Source organism: Roseburia yibonii, from assembly GCF_014297335.1.
In the GTDB taxonomy this organism is placed as follows: Bacteria; Bacillota; Clostridia; order Lachnospirales; family Lachnospiraceae; genus Roseburia_D; species Roseburia_D yibonii.
The window spans coordinates 1-13,928 of the sequence record NZ_JACOQH010000012.1 but is presented as its reverse complement, the minus strand read 5'-3'; the positions used below and the strand labels follow the sequence as shown (position 1 = coordinate 13,928).

8 protein-coding genes, 1 tRNA gene, 1 rRNA gene and 1 pseudogene are annotated in these 13,928 nt (G+C 45.2%); 1 reads left to right on the top strand and 10 read right to left on the bottom strand.

Features of this window, described 5'->3' with window-relative positions; translation table 11 throughout:
• The 5 genes and pseudogenes from H8Z76_RS12815 to H8Z76_RS12795 all read right to left on the bottom strand — a co-directional run bounded on the left by H8Z76_RS12815 (position 1) and on the right by H8Z76_RS12795 (position 7,857).
• Positions 1 to 1,788, bottom strand: coding sequence for a bifunctional homocysteine S-methyltransferase/methylenetetrahydrofolate reductase (locus tag H8Z76_RS12815; protein ID WP_186982737.1), 1,788 nt, complete (start codon positions 1,786 to 1,788; stop codon positions 1 to 3).
• A 192-nt stretch (positions 1,789 to 1,980) separates the two neighbouring features.
• Positions 1,981 to 2,430, bottom strand: coding sequence for an immunoglobulin-like domain-containing protein (locus H8Z76_RS12810; RefSeq protein ID WP_147619481.1), 450 nt, complete (start codon positions 2,428 to 2,430; stop codon positions 1,981 to 1,983).
• 104 nt (positions 2,431 to 2,534) lie between these two features.
• Positions 2,535 to 2,963, bottom strand: a pseudogene (locus H8Z76_RS12805) (ATP-dependent Clp protease proteolytic subunit); the annotation flags it as partial.
• Positions 2,964 to 3,061: 98 nt separating this feature from the next.
• Positions 3,062 to 3,823 (bottom strand): hypothetical protein, encoded by a 762-nt coding sequence (locus H8Z76_RS12800; RefSeq protein ID WP_243240556.1) that lies wholly within the window; start codon positions 3,821 to 3,823, stop codon positions 3,062 to 3,064.
• A 260-nt stretch (positions 3,824 to 4,083) separates the two neighbouring features.
• Entirely contained in the window at positions 4,084 to 7,857 is a 3,774-nt protein-coding gene (locus tag H8Z76_RS12795) for a phosphoribosylformylglycinamidine synthase (protein ID WP_186982734.1), read from the bottom strand.
• 191 nt (positions 7,858 to 8,048) lie between these two features.
• Here H8Z76_RS12795 and H8Z76_RS12790 point away from each other — a divergent pair, with 191 nt between their 5' ends.
• Positions 8,049 to 8,933, top strand: a complete 885-nt coding sequence (locus H8Z76_RS12790) for a LysR family transcriptional regulator (RefSeq protein WP_022515007.1) — start codon at positions 8,049 to 8,051, stop codon at positions 8,931 to 8,933.
• On the opposite strand, the gene H8Z76_RS12785 is transcribed toward H8Z76_RS12790, so the two are convergent.
• The 5 genes from H8Z76_RS12785 to H8Z76_RS12765 all read right to left on the bottom strand — a co-directional run.
• Positions 8,910 to 11,300: an ATP-dependent DNA helicase gene (locus tag H8Z76_RS12785; RefSeq protein WP_186982732.1), complete on the bottom strand. Its 2,391-nt coding sequence runs from the start codon at positions 11,298 to 11,300 to the stop codon at positions 8,910 to 8,912. The two genes, H8Z76_RS12790 and H8Z76_RS12785, sit on opposite strands and share 24 nt — an antisense overlap.
• A 152-nt stretch (positions 11,301 to 11,452) precedes the next feature.
• Complete coding sequence (locus tag H8Z76_RS12780; protein ID WP_147619471.1) at positions 11,453 to 11,680, bottom strand: HPr family phosphocarrier protein; 228 nt, start codon at positions 11,678 to 11,680, stop codon at positions 11,453 to 11,455.
• Between the two features lie 487 nt (positions 11,681 to 12,167).
• Entirely contained in the window at positions 12,168 to 13,283 is a 1,116-nt protein-coding gene (locus H8Z76_RS12775) for an SGNH/GDSL hydrolase family protein (protein WP_186982730.1), read from the bottom strand.
• Between the two features lie 325 nt (positions 13,284 to 13,608).
• Positions 13,609 to 13,681 (bottom strand) — tRNA-Trp (locus tag H8Z76_RS12770).
• Between the two features lie 134 nt (positions 13,682 to 13,815).
• Positions 13,816 to 13,928, bottom strand: a 23S ribosomal RNA gene (locus H8Z76_RS12765); the annotation flags it as partial.

Genomic DNA, 13,928 nt, shown 5'->3' with positions numbered 1-13,928 from the left:
TTACCGCTCTCCTATTTTTCTGATTTCCGTAATAATATTGCTGATGAGTCCCGCCCGGTTAAACGGCGTCATCATATAAAATCCATCTGCCACGTCATACAGTTTCTTCGCTGTTTCCACGGAGATCTGCGTCGCGACCGCCTCTGCTTCTTCCCTGGTCATCTCCTTGTCGTAACGATACACAATATCCCTTGTGATATGGATCCCCGGCATCTCATTGCAGACAAAAAGCGCGTTTTTATAGCTGACAAGCGGCATGATCCCGCAGATCAGTCTGGTATCCACATGCTCTTTGATATAACGGATACGCTCCACATCCGCATCCGTATAGATCGGCTGTGTCAAAAAGAACGTACAGCCCTCCGCGATCTTTAACTGCATCCGCTTTATGATCGCATCCACATTGACCCCGTGATAATTCAGTGCGCCGCTGTAGCAGACCGGATCCTCCGCAAAAACATCCGCATTCATTTCTTTTACATAATTCATGAGTTTGATCGAATTAAAATCAAACACCGATGAGATCTTTCCTTTAAACTCGCGCGCAACCGGATCGCCCGTAATAAACAGAAACTGCCGGATGCCCGCCATATAATCGCCAAGCAGCGTAGAACGGAGCGCAAGCACATTTTTGTCTCTGCAGCAGATATGCGGCATAACCGGAATTCCCACTTCACGCTGTACTTTTTCTGCCAGAAGTCCGGCATCCATCCGGGCTCTCGCCATCGGGGAATCTGCAAGCGTAATGAGATCGACCTGATTTTCCTTTAGCAGCTTCGCACCGTTCATCACTTTTGCGATATCTGTCTGAAATGGCGGATCTAATTCAACAATATATACTTTTTCTTTTTTTGCGAATTTTTCTTCCAAAGCATGGCTCGATTTTTCACCCGCTTCCGGCACGATCTGCCCAATGCGCTTTTTCCCGCGCGGACTTTCTTCTAACGCCTGTCCCAGTTTTTCTATGTAAGAGGGCTCGGTTCCACAACAACCGCCCAAAATATCCACACCAAGTACCTCGATCTTTTTTTGCATCTCAACGAAATATCTTTCATTGCTCGAATATACGGTCTTCCCGCGCAAAACTACCGGATATCCGGCATTCGGGAGTGCTGTCAGATATTTTTCATTCGGAAATTCCGCATCTTTTAACAGCTGATAGAGATGCGCCGCTTCCACGCCACAGTTAAAACCATAGGCATCGATGGCATCATCGCCCGCTGCCAGCTCGATCACACGCTTCACGCTGATCCCGGATTTGGTATAACCGCTCTTGTCAAACGAGAACTGCGCAATGACAAAGGTATCGCCCTTCTCCTTAATGTAAGCCGCAAGCGGTGATACATATGCGAAATCCGAAAGCGTTTCAAACAAAAAGATCCTTGCCCCGCACGCAAAAAACGTATCGCAGATCGTCTTATACTCCGCAAGCACATCCTCATATGCTTCCTCTCCCGAATCATAGATCGGTCCCAAGTCCGCCGCGATAAAAACTTCGCTGCCGCTTTCTGCCACCGCTTTCTCCGCGATCTGATAACCCGCTTTGATATTTTCGGTCACTTCCTCCATTGTATCAAAAAACATGGTATTGGTCGCAAACGTGTTCGTACGGATCAGTTTTGCGCCCGCGGCAATATAATCCAGATGGATCTCCTTCACCCGCTCCGGTGCCTCGGTATTCGCCCGCTCGACAAAAATCTGCTCATCCTTATATTTTTTCTGGTAATAGGTTCCCATCGCTCCATCCGTGATCAGACGATGTTCCTTCAAATACGCAGCAATATTCATCTCTTTTCCCCACTTTTTGTATATTTTCCGTAAACGGCACTTGGCCAGTCTTCATATTCTTTCATTATATTAAATTCGCCATACGGTGACAAGACACATTTTCCCATAGCTGGCTATAGGCTGAATCTATAGCAAAATGTCTTTCCCATAACGCAACGAAAGGATGCACTCTGTGCATCCCTTTGATTGCTTTTATAACGAAAATGTCACTGCAAGCACATATTCGGTCTCGTCCTTCGTCTGAAACTTTTTAAGCAGGCGGTACTGTCCATTAGGCAGCTTCCCGTAATCCTCCAGCCAGTTGACCGGACAGGCTCCCTCCGCCACTGTGTGCGGCTCCACGACTAACGGTTCATCTTCCCAGTCATGGGTAAGCGACTGGCTCGGCATCTTGTACCACTGCCCCTTTGTCCACTTTTCAAGGATAAAATCCTCCTCAAACGTGAGCTCATTCTCAGACTCATTACAGATATCCAAAACCAGACCGTCCTCGGACACCGTACCGTCCTCGATCGTCATCGTGACACCTTTACAGTTATTAACTACCGAGTTTTTTTTCTCTTCATGGCTCGCCAGAAAAATCAATGTTGCCGCCGCTGCGATCCCAAACGCACCGAGGATCCGTGCCGTTTTCTTTCTCATGACCAATCACACTTCCTGCTTGTTTTCTATATAACAGACTAGCGGAATTTTTCGGAAAATGCAATGATTTTTCCATGTTTTTATGAAAATTTTATAGTTACCTTCTATCTCCTTTTCTCAAGGATCTGATCGATCAGACCATATTCTAACGCTTCCTGCGCAGTCATATAATGATCCCGCTCGGTATCTCTTTTTATCTCTTCTAAACTTTTTCCTGTATTTTGAGCTAAGATCCGGTTTAAACGCTGCTTGCTTTTCTGTATGTGATCGGACACGATTCTGATATCTGTTGCCTGCCCCTGCACACCGTTTCCGTGGATTGCCGGCTGATGTATCATGATTTCCGTATTTGGCAGCGCCATACGTTTTCCCTTTGCGCCTCCCGCCAGCAAAAATGCTCCAAAACTGGCCGCAAGCCCGATACATATGGTTGACACCTCACATTTTATATACTGCATTGTATCATAAATCGCAAAGCCCGCGGTAACCGAACCGCCCGGACTGTTGATGTACAACTGGATATCTTTCCCCGCGGCTTGTCTGCTCAATCACATATGGAACCATACTCACGCAGCCATGCCTCCTCTCCATGCATAAGTTACGCAAAGCATACTTTCCGGCGCACTGTTTCCTAAGGCCGCCTGTTTTTGCAAATATACACCATTTTTTCTGTAGATTTGCGGCGTCTTAATAAAAATTGCCCTGATTGCACGGTCTGTTTTCCAAACATGGAAAGATATTCCTGTGCTTTCTGTAACGATATGTTTAACTTCTTCTGAAGTCTTGTCAGAATGTCATCCTCTGAAAGTCCAAATTCATAGCCGGTTTTAATGATACCTTTCGCTTCTCCTTCTGCAAGTCCCTGTGCTGCTCCCTCTTTTCTTGTCTCTTCAAATACCGTACACATATCCGCATCCCCTTTCTTTTCCATCATATTGTAATCCATTTTACAATTTGCGGCTCCTGCAACCGTCATGATAACAGATTTCTCCACTTCATGCTTTCTTGCATAGTTTATTGCCTTTTCTCTTATCACATTCCATTTTGCGCTCTTGTCCAATATGATTTCAAGCAGATTGAATAAATCCTGATTATTAATATTATGCAATTTCAGATCATTTTTTCTTGCTTCTACCAAATGCATCTTATAATCATTGACAAATGATTCCATTGTTTTTGGAATATTAAGCATTTCATGTAAAGAAGCAGCCCCATCCCATGACTTTTCCCCATAATAGACTACAATTGTGATAACGGGGATCAGTTCATCCGGCTTTATGACCTGTTCCCCATCAAACAATACGGCATTAAAGAAATCTGCAAACTGTTCATTGTTGCGCCAGTAATTCTTTACGACTGTATCTGCCCTTAAATTTCCTCTTTTTACACTCAAATTCCTGCTCCTTTATTATACTCTAAAAAATCACTGTATTTCAATAAAAACAGCGGTTCCCCTTCTTTACACTCACAATTTTGATTGGATTTCCATGCAGACTTTGCATATTTGACTATTTAAAATAGATAAAAAGATTTTTCCTTATTATAATAACCTATGTCTGATATATTTTCAATTTAATTTTGATACAAAAACAGGATGCAAAAAAACCTCATAGAAAGGATTTCTCCTCTCTACAAGGTCTTTACAAAATCTTCTTATCTGAAGTAAGCCACGCCGGACTCAAAGATCTTCATATCCTGTTCGCCGTAAATATTGATCGCTACAGAATCTCCGCGACGCTCGGAGTGTGCCATCTTTCCGAGTACACGACCATCCGGGCTGGTGATACCCTCGATTGCCATATAGGAACCGTTGACATTCCATTCCTCATCCATGGTCGGATTTCCTGCCTCATTTACATACTGGGTTGCAACCTGTCCCTCTGCAAACAGCTTATCCAGCCATTCCTTCGGTGCTACGAAACGTCCCTCGCCGTGAGATGCCGGATTGCAGTATGTCTTTCCAAGCTCTGCCTGTGCCAGCCACGGGGATTTATTGGATACCACTTTCGTGTATACCATCTTTGAAATATGACGTCCGATCGTATTGTAGGTCAGTGTCGGTGAATCTGCTGTCTGCTGTCTGATCTCACCGTATGGTACCAGGCCAAGCTTGATCAGTGCCTGGAAACCATTACAGATACCAAGTGCCAGTCCGTCTCTTTCATTTAACAGCTTATTGACCGCCTCTGCCATCTTTGCGTTACGGAATGCGTTTGCAAAGAATTTTGCGCTTCCTTCCGGTTCATCACCTGCGGAAAATCCACCCGGGAACATGATGATCTGCGCCTGATCGATCGCTTTGGTAAACTCATCTACAGAATCACGGATATCTTTCGCTTCAAGGTTTTTAAATACCTTGATCGTAACATCCGCGCCGGCGCGCTCAAATGCCTTTGCGCTGTCATACTCACAGTTGGTTCCTGGGAATACCGGGATAAACACATTCGGTCTTGCGACTTTATGCTTGCATACATAAACCTTATCTGCTTTATACAAACCGGTCTTTACTTCCTCTTTATCTTCCGTTGCTCTGGTCGGGAATACTTTTTCCAGTGTGCCTGTCCATGCATCCAGTGCTTTGTCCATGGAAATTTCCACGTCACCGTAGGTAAAGGCTGCTTTTTCGGTTACTTCCGCGATCTTCTTTACCGAATCCGCAATCTCTGACTTGCCAACGATCTCTTCGAATTTTGCCACATCTTTTACTTCAAGCACAAGATTTCCAAATCCAGGCGCAAACAGTTCTTCTTTTGTCACTGCATTTGCATCTACCGCTACGCCAAGCTTGTTTCCGAATGCCATCTTGCTTAACGCAAGCACGATTCCCTTTCCGTCAAGCGCGTATGCCGCTGCAACCGCACCACTCTGGATCAGCGTATGAACGGTATCGTACAGTTTCATAACCTGTGCATAAACCGGAAGATCATATGCGTCTTTTTCCATGGTAAATAAGTAAACCGGATTTCCGGCTTTCTTAAATTCCGGTGTGATAATGTCACCTTCTTTTGCCACATCTACTGCAAAAGATACCAGTGTCGGCGGTACATCGATCTCATTAAAGGAACCGGACATGGAGTCCTTTCCTCCGATAGACGGCAGTCCGAACGCGATCTGCGCGCTGTATGCGCCGAGCAGTGCAGCAAACGGCTGGCTCCAGCGCTTCGGATCCTCGCTCATTCTGCGGAAATATTCCTGGAATGTAAAACGGATCTTGTGGTAATCACCACCGGCAGTCACGATCTTGGACAAAGATTCAAGTACTGCGTAAACTGCTCCGTGATACGGGCTCCAGCTGGAAAGATACGGATCAAATCCATATGCCATCATTGTGACTGTATCAGTCTTTCCCTTTAATACCGGAAGCTTTGCCACCATACTCTGGGTCTCGGTAAGCTGATACTTACCACCGTAAGGCATGTATACACTGCCTGCACCGATGGAACCGTCAAACATTTCCACCAGTCCCTTCTGGGAACAGCCGTTTAAGTCAGCAAGCATGGAGAGCCATGCATCCTTTACATCCGCAACTTTTTTCTCATTGAAATAATTATCCTCTTTGACCGGCATCTCAACTTCCACATCGGTCTCCTGATGTGCTCCGTTGGTATCAAGGAACGCACGCTTGATATTTACGATCTCTTTTCCTCTCCATACCAGCACCAGTCTCGGCTCTTCGGTGACAACTGCCACTTCTGTTGCCTCAAGGTTTTCTTCTTTTGCATATTTTAAGAAAGTATCTACATCTTCTTTTGCGACTACGACTGCCATACGCTCCTGGGACTCGGAAATGGCGATTTCCGTTCCATCCAGACCTGCATATTTCTTCGGCACCTTGTCAAGCTGCACGCGCAGACCATCTGCCAGCTCACCGATTGCAACGGAAACTCCGCCCGCACCAAAGTCATTACACTTTTTGATGATGTGGCTTACTTCCTCTCTGCGGAACAGTCTCTGCAGTTTACGCTCGGTCGGTGCATTACCTTTCTGTACCTCAGCACCACAGGTATCAATGGATTTTGTAGTATGTGCTTTGGAAGAACCGGTTGCCCCACCACAACCGTCACGTCCGGTCTCACCGCCAAGCAGGATAATGATGTCGCCCGGATCGGAATTCAAACGCTGTACCGCACGTCTCGGAGCCGCACCCATAACCGCGCCGATCTCCATACGCTTCGCAACATAATTCGGATGATAAATTTCTTTTACATAGCCGGTCGCAAGTCCGATCTGGTTTCCGTAAGAACTGTATCCATGTGCAGCGGAACGCACGATCTTCTTCTGCGGCAGCTTTCCGTTCATGGTATCTTTTACCGATACGGTCGGATCTGCCGCACCGGTCACACGCATTGCCTGATAAACATAGGTACGTCCGGAAAGCGGATCACGGATCGCACCGCCAAGGCAGGTTGCAGCGCCACCGAACGGCTCGATCTCGGTCGGATGGTTGTGTGTTTCATTTTTGAAGTTTACAAGCCACTCCTCGGTCTTTCCGTCCACTTCTACCGGAACAACGATCGAGCAGGCATTGATCTCATCGGATTCCTCCTGATCTGCCAGCTTTCCTTCTTTTTTCAGGCGCTTCATTGCCATGAGCGCAAGATCCATCAGGCAGACAAATTTATCCTCTCTTCCTTTGTAAAGATTCTTGTGTGTCTCAAGATAATCCTTATAGGTATCCTCGATCGGTGCCTTGTAAAATCCATCATCAAATTTTACATCCTTTAACTCCGTAGAGAAAGTAGTATGACGGCAGTGATCGGACCAGTAAGTATCAAGTACACGGATCTCCGTCATGGACGGATCACGTTTTTCATCGTTCTTAAAATAATTCTGAATATGGAGGAAATCTTTAAATGTCATGGCAAGACCAAGAGAGTCATAAAGCTCCTTTAAATTTGTCTCATCCATTGCCGTAAAACCGTCAAAAATCTTTACATCTGCCGGCTCTTCAAATTCTGTTACGAGTGTTTCCGGTTTCTCCATACCGGTTTCTCTTGAATCTACCGGGTTGATGCAGTGATTCTTGATCGCTTCCATCTGCTCATCACTCACATCACCGTAAATCACATACGTTGTTGCGGAACGGATGACCGGTTTCTCTTCCTCATTTAAGAGTTTTACGCACTGTACGGCAGAATCTGCTCTCTGATCGAACTGTCCCGGTAAAAACTCCACGCTGAAAGTCTTACCACCCTCCAGATCAAAGTTCTCTTCATACAGATCATCTACCGGCGGCTCGGAAAAAACAGTACCAAGTGCTCTTTTATAAGTCTCATCCGAAATATTTTCAATATCATAACGGATCAGAACCCGTACTCCGGTAACTGTTTTAATGCCAAGGTAGCTTTTGATCTCTGCCTGCAGTTCCTTTGCCTGCACTGCGAAATCTTTCTTCTTCTCTGCGTACACGCGTCTAACGTTACTCATGTTTATCCCTCCATAAATGTGCTGTCTGTACAATCTTCTTTCTTTATCTTAGCATAGTATAACACAGCTTCTTAAATTAGTATAATTAATATATCTAATTCTTTTTATAAGGCATTCTAATTGTTATGCGTTGACATATTTATAAGCAGGTCTTATAATATTATTCAGTAAAAATCAAAGGAGATTTTATCATGGACATCAATTATGAATTATATAAAGTGTTTTATTTTGTCGCTACTTCTCTGAGCTTTTCCGAAGCGAGCAAACAGCTCTACATCTCACAGTCTGCGGTCAGCCAGTCCATCAAGACACTGGAAAAGAAGCTCGGACAGCCTCTTTTTATCCGCAGCACAAAAAAAGTCCAGCTCACACCCGCCGGAAAAATTCTCTTAAAGCATGTAGAACCGGCGATGAATCTGATCCGCCGCGGCGAAAACCAGCTCCTCGATTCCAATATCTTAGGGCTCGGGCAGCTTCACATCGGAGCCAGTGACACGATCTGCCGATATTTTTTAGTTCCTTATTTAAAGCAGTTCCACAAAAAATTCCCGAATGTCCCGATCAAGGTTACCAACGCCACCTCGTTGAGCTGCGTAGATCTCTTAGAACAGGGAAAAGTGGATCTGATCGTGACCAATTTCCCAAATGCCAAACTGACACACTCCTATATGCAGAAGACGGTCTTTAATTTTCACGATGTTTTTATCGTAAATCCGGCACATTTTACGTTCAAACAGCAGACCGTCTCTTTAGAAGAATTAAACCAGTATCCGATCCTGATGCTGGACCGCAAAAGTACGACGAGCGAATTTTTACACAACCTGTTTTTACAGCATCAGTTAGAGCTGCTCCCGGAAATCGAATTGAGCAGTAACGATCTTCTGATCGACCTTGCAAAGATCGGACTTGGCGTTGCCTTTATTCCGGATTACTGCCTGACCAGAGAATCCAGGGATCTTATTATTTTAAAAACCAAAGAGCCCATGCCGGTCAGACATCTTGTGGCGAGTATCAATCCGAATCTGCCGACATCCTCCGCGACCGAAGAATTTTTAAAGCTTCTTCCCGAGGTCTGATTCCTCATCTTTTTTATCCCAGAAACGCTTTACGCACGCTTCTACGTTCCGCAGGGAGCAGATCTCATACTGCTCCCATTCCCGCGGAAACAGATCTCTGTTCTCACGGTTTAAAAAGCGCTCATCCAGCAGTGCGATCACACCGACATCCTCTGCCGTCCGTATTACACGCCCCGCTGCCTGCTGCACCTTATTCATTCCCGGATAACGGTAGGCATAGGCAAAACCGTCTCCCTCTCTCCTGTCATAATAATCTTTTAAGATCTCCCGTTCGTCAGACAACTGCGGCAGACCGGTTCCAACGATCAGTGTGCCAATCAGCCGGTCATTCTTCAGATCGATCCCCTCTCCGAAAATGCCGCCCATCACGCAAAAGGCGATGAGCGATCTTTCCCGTTTCTTTTCAAATTCTGCAAGAAACTCTTCTCTCTCCTTCTCCCGCATTCCATTTGTCTGCATCAGACAGTCCGCTTCCCCGTCATTCAACCGCTCAAACACTTCCGCGACCTGCGCCATATACTGATAGGACGGAAAGAATACGATATAGTTTCCCTGCCGCGCCCCGGTCACTTTTTTCACATATTCTGCCATCCGTGTATACTCTGTCTCATTCCGCCTGGTGTACTTACTTGTGACATCACCGGCAACAACAAGCAGGCTCTGCTCCCGATGAAACGTCGTCTCCGCATAGACCGCGTAATTGTCCTCTTTCGTGCTGAGCAGCTTTTTGTAATATCCGATCGGAAGAAACGTTGCCGAAAAAAAGATCGTACTGTTTCCTTTATCCAGACATTCCTGCAGATTTTTCGACGGATCCACACAGTAAAATTTAATAAAAAATCTTCCATCCCCGTCATAATCCGAATAAATCACATAGTTTTCATCCACCCTGTCATAGATATTTAAAAAATTCCGCACATCAAAATAAAGTTCCAGGCATTCCTCTTTCCCTGTAAACTCACTGCTCCTCTGAAAAAACTTATCCATCTCCGCGCCAAGCCGCATCAGCGCAAAGATAAGATCCCCGACATCCGGCAGGATCTCATAATCGTCACATTCTCTCTTATAGCGCAGCATGATCTGATTGCACTTTGCAAGCTCCTGCTCCAGGCGCTTGCTGTGCGACTTCAAAATTCTTTTTGCCGCCAGAAAATCTTCCTTATATAGTGTGGCACTGTACATCTCCCTGCCACGCTCGACCAGATTATGCGCTTCATCCACAAGGAAAATATAGTCGCCCTTCAGCCCTTCCGCAAAAAAACGCTTCAGATACACATTCGGGTCAAATACATAATTATAGTCACAGATGATATTATCGACCCAGCTTGCCGTATCCAGACAAAGTTCAAACGGGCAGACCATAAATTTCTCCGCCTGCTCTAAAAGCACCTCTCTGGTATACATATTTTCATGCAAAAGCAGATCATATACCGCATCATTGACACGGTCGAAATGTCCTTTCGCATACGGACAGCTCTCCGGATTGCAGTCCACCTCTTCACACTTGCACAGCTTCTCCTTTGCCGTGATCATCACCGTCTTTGCCTGATAACCATGTTCCATCAAAAGCTGGATCGTCTCGCGCGCCACATTTCCGGTGATCGTTTTTGCCGTGAGATAAAAAATCTTATCCGCCAGATTTTCCCCCACTGCGCGCACTGCCGGAAATATCGTGGAGATCGTCTTGCCGACTCCGGTCGGAGCCTGGATAAACAGATTCTTCTTGCGCCGGATCGTGCGGTAAACATCTGAAACCAGCTTTTTCTGGCCCCTCCGATAAGGATACGGGAATTCCAGATCCTGGATCGATGCCTGCCTGATCTTTTTCCAGTCATACGAAAAATCCGCCCATTTTTTATAAGCAGCAATCAGATTTAAAAACCAGATTTCCAGTTCCTCCAATGTGATTTCCTCGGAAAAACGTTTGATCTCTTCGGTATCCAGATTGCAGTACGTCATCTGTATCCCCATCTGTGCGCAGTCATGCTGCACCGCATAGATGTAGGCATAGCACATTGCCTGCGCGCGGTGTACCCCGATCGGTTCCGTCAGACCGGCAAGATCCATATACACGCCCTTGATTTCATCGATCGTTATCCGGTCATCTTCCCCGTAAATGATCCCGTCTGCTCTGCCTTCCACCACAAGTTCATAACGTTCCTCTTCGAGAATGATCCGAAGCGGTACTTCGGCATGGTATTCCACTCCCATCCGTTTTTGGATCTTCCGGTGCATCTTAGCTCCCGCCTGCATGGCATTTTTATCCGGTGTCTTGTCCTTACGGTTATCCAGATCTCCGGAACGCAAAATAAATTCGACCAGGTTGCGCACCGAAATCCGAACCTGCTCTCTTTCCCTTTCTTCCATACGAACTCCTTTACTCTGACTTCCAGTATAAAACAGCTCACTCTCTCCCGCAAGCGCAAAGTCCCATACAGCCAAACCGGATTTGCTTTCCCATAACAGAAACAGGCAGAACCACCAAAGTGATCCTGCCTGCCAATTTATTTCTATTTTATTTACGCAACTGCATATTTTCTTAAAACATTCTCAAAGTTCTCATCACGGCCGCCACAGGTTACCGTAAGTTCTCTGGAGAACCCGAGCCCTAACACACCGAGAAATGACTTTGCGTCGATCAAAATACGACCATATGAAATATCGATATCAAAATCACATTTATCGGCTGCCTTTACAAAGACAGAAACATCCTCTCTGTCTGCCAGTTTGATTTTCTGCTCTAACATGTCATTCACCTTCCTACTCATAAAACTCCAAAACAAATTTCTTTTATCCCAAACTTTTTACGATTATGCGCTTTTTTCTCATCCTTGTCAAATTTCCCTCATTTTCTGTTTAATGATAAAATTCTTGCATTTTGACATGATTTTTTTTCTATCCCTCCAAAATTTATTCGTGTCTGTATGTGAATCCACCTGTTTCCTGCGACTTAACATACTACATTATGCATGATAGCCTAAAAAATAACCATTTATTCATCATTTTAAACAAAATCTATAAACTTATTTTCTCTGGTTTCCTCCTTATTTTTAAGTCTTTTCTCTGTTTTTACAGAAAGAAATATTGAAAGAAGCTGTGATTTTTGCCTCACAGCTTCTGAAAATGGGGAAGAAATAATAATATATTGAATCACCTGTCTTGGTGATAATTATAAGATACGCTATGTTTGTGAAAAATCAATGTCAAAATTCTAAAAGCATTCGAAATACTTTCTTAAATTTTCTTAATCTTTTTGATCTCCGCAGTCAAAAGCTCCGCTGCCTGTCTGTGACAACGGGCACCCGGATGTTCTCTCGATCCGATCGTATCCGGTGTTGCCGGTATAAGTTCCACAAAACGAACCGCAACGTCCCCGCTCTCCCTTTGATACTCATCAAGCATCTCCTCAATCAGATCCTTTAACGGCGTACCAAGCATTCCGTACGCCCAGATAATTTCTGCCGCCGGATTACACTGCCGCACTTCCTTTAAAAAGTCTTTCATTGCGTCACGCAGACGCTTTGCCGACTCTGCCTCATACGATCCGTCCGCATCAAGTTTCTGATCAAACAGCTTTCCGTTGTCATCATAAAAAACAGCCGGCTGTGAAAACGCGCTCTCGTCATTCGTTCCAAGATTTATCACCACGACATCCGGCTGCCACGCCTTAAAATTCCATGCTTTTCCTGCTCCCGCAGCCGCGTTCTCTCCATCCGCCGCGAGCCCGCACACCTGTGTATAATATTTTGGAAGACTGCATTTCGGGTTTCCATCCCAGCTGGACAGTACACCCCATCCACTCTGTGAGATAATATGATAATCCGCATCCAGTGCCTCCGCCGTCATAAAAGCATAGTGATTCACACTGCCAAACACCATAGAAGACCAGCAAAGCTCTCTCTTTGCCCCTTCTGTTCCCTCTCCCGAGGTAATGCTGTCTCCCACAAACTCAATCTTCATTTTCTTTTCTTCCACCGGATAAAATTCTCCATCTATCCGAAAGCCATGAATTTTAAGGAAACTGCCCGGTTCATCACTCATCGGCTGTACATCTTTGGAAATCCGGACTGTGCGCAGTGTTTCCTTATCCAGACTTCGAAACACCGGTATCCAGTATCTCCCTTTCTGCACCATCTGCCTGCTGATTGGCACATGATCGATTAAAATCGAGATCCACGGCTCATAGACATCATACCCGGCTTCCACCTCTACCCAGAGTTCGCTCGCCTTAACGCACACTTCCACGCCGCTCGCCGTCCAAAATAGCGTGAGCGGATCCAAAATGCCACTGTTTCTTCCATATATATGTAAACTGCTCTCCGGCAGATCTCCAAGCTTGTACTCTTTCATTTTTCCATTCCATCCTTTTCGTCTTTCATTCTTCTAATTGCCTGCTCTTTAAAAATACCTGTATTTCATCACATTTGCAAGTATTTTTCATGTTTTCTGTATCGCTATTACAGAAAGGAAAAGGACACCGTTCCGATACTCGGAACAATGCCCTTTCCAGAGGGGAGAGTTTATGAAATACTTATCACTTCATCTGTGATAAATATATCATACAAATATATTTTGTCCACTTTGTGACCAAAATATAAATTAATTCTAAAATACTTCTTTCAATTTTTCTCATCATTACAAAAAGACTCATGATTTCCACAAGTCTTTTGGATAGCAGGGGTAGAAGGACTCGAACCCTCGACATTTGGTTTTGGAGACCAACGTTCTACCAACTGAACTATGCCCCTATATACTTTCAAAATTTCACACAGACCTTGAAAAACGTTCAACCTTCTTTCGGAAGTCCGATGTCCTTCGTCCATCGAACGACCAGAAACACTAACCTCAATCTTCCTTACACTCAGCTTTCGCCAAGTGTTTCTTGGTCAAGCCCTCGACCGATTAGTAACAGTCAGCTCCATGCGTTGCCGCACTTCCACCTCTGCCCTATCTACCTGATACTCTCTCAGGGGTCTTACTTCCTCAGGGGAAGGG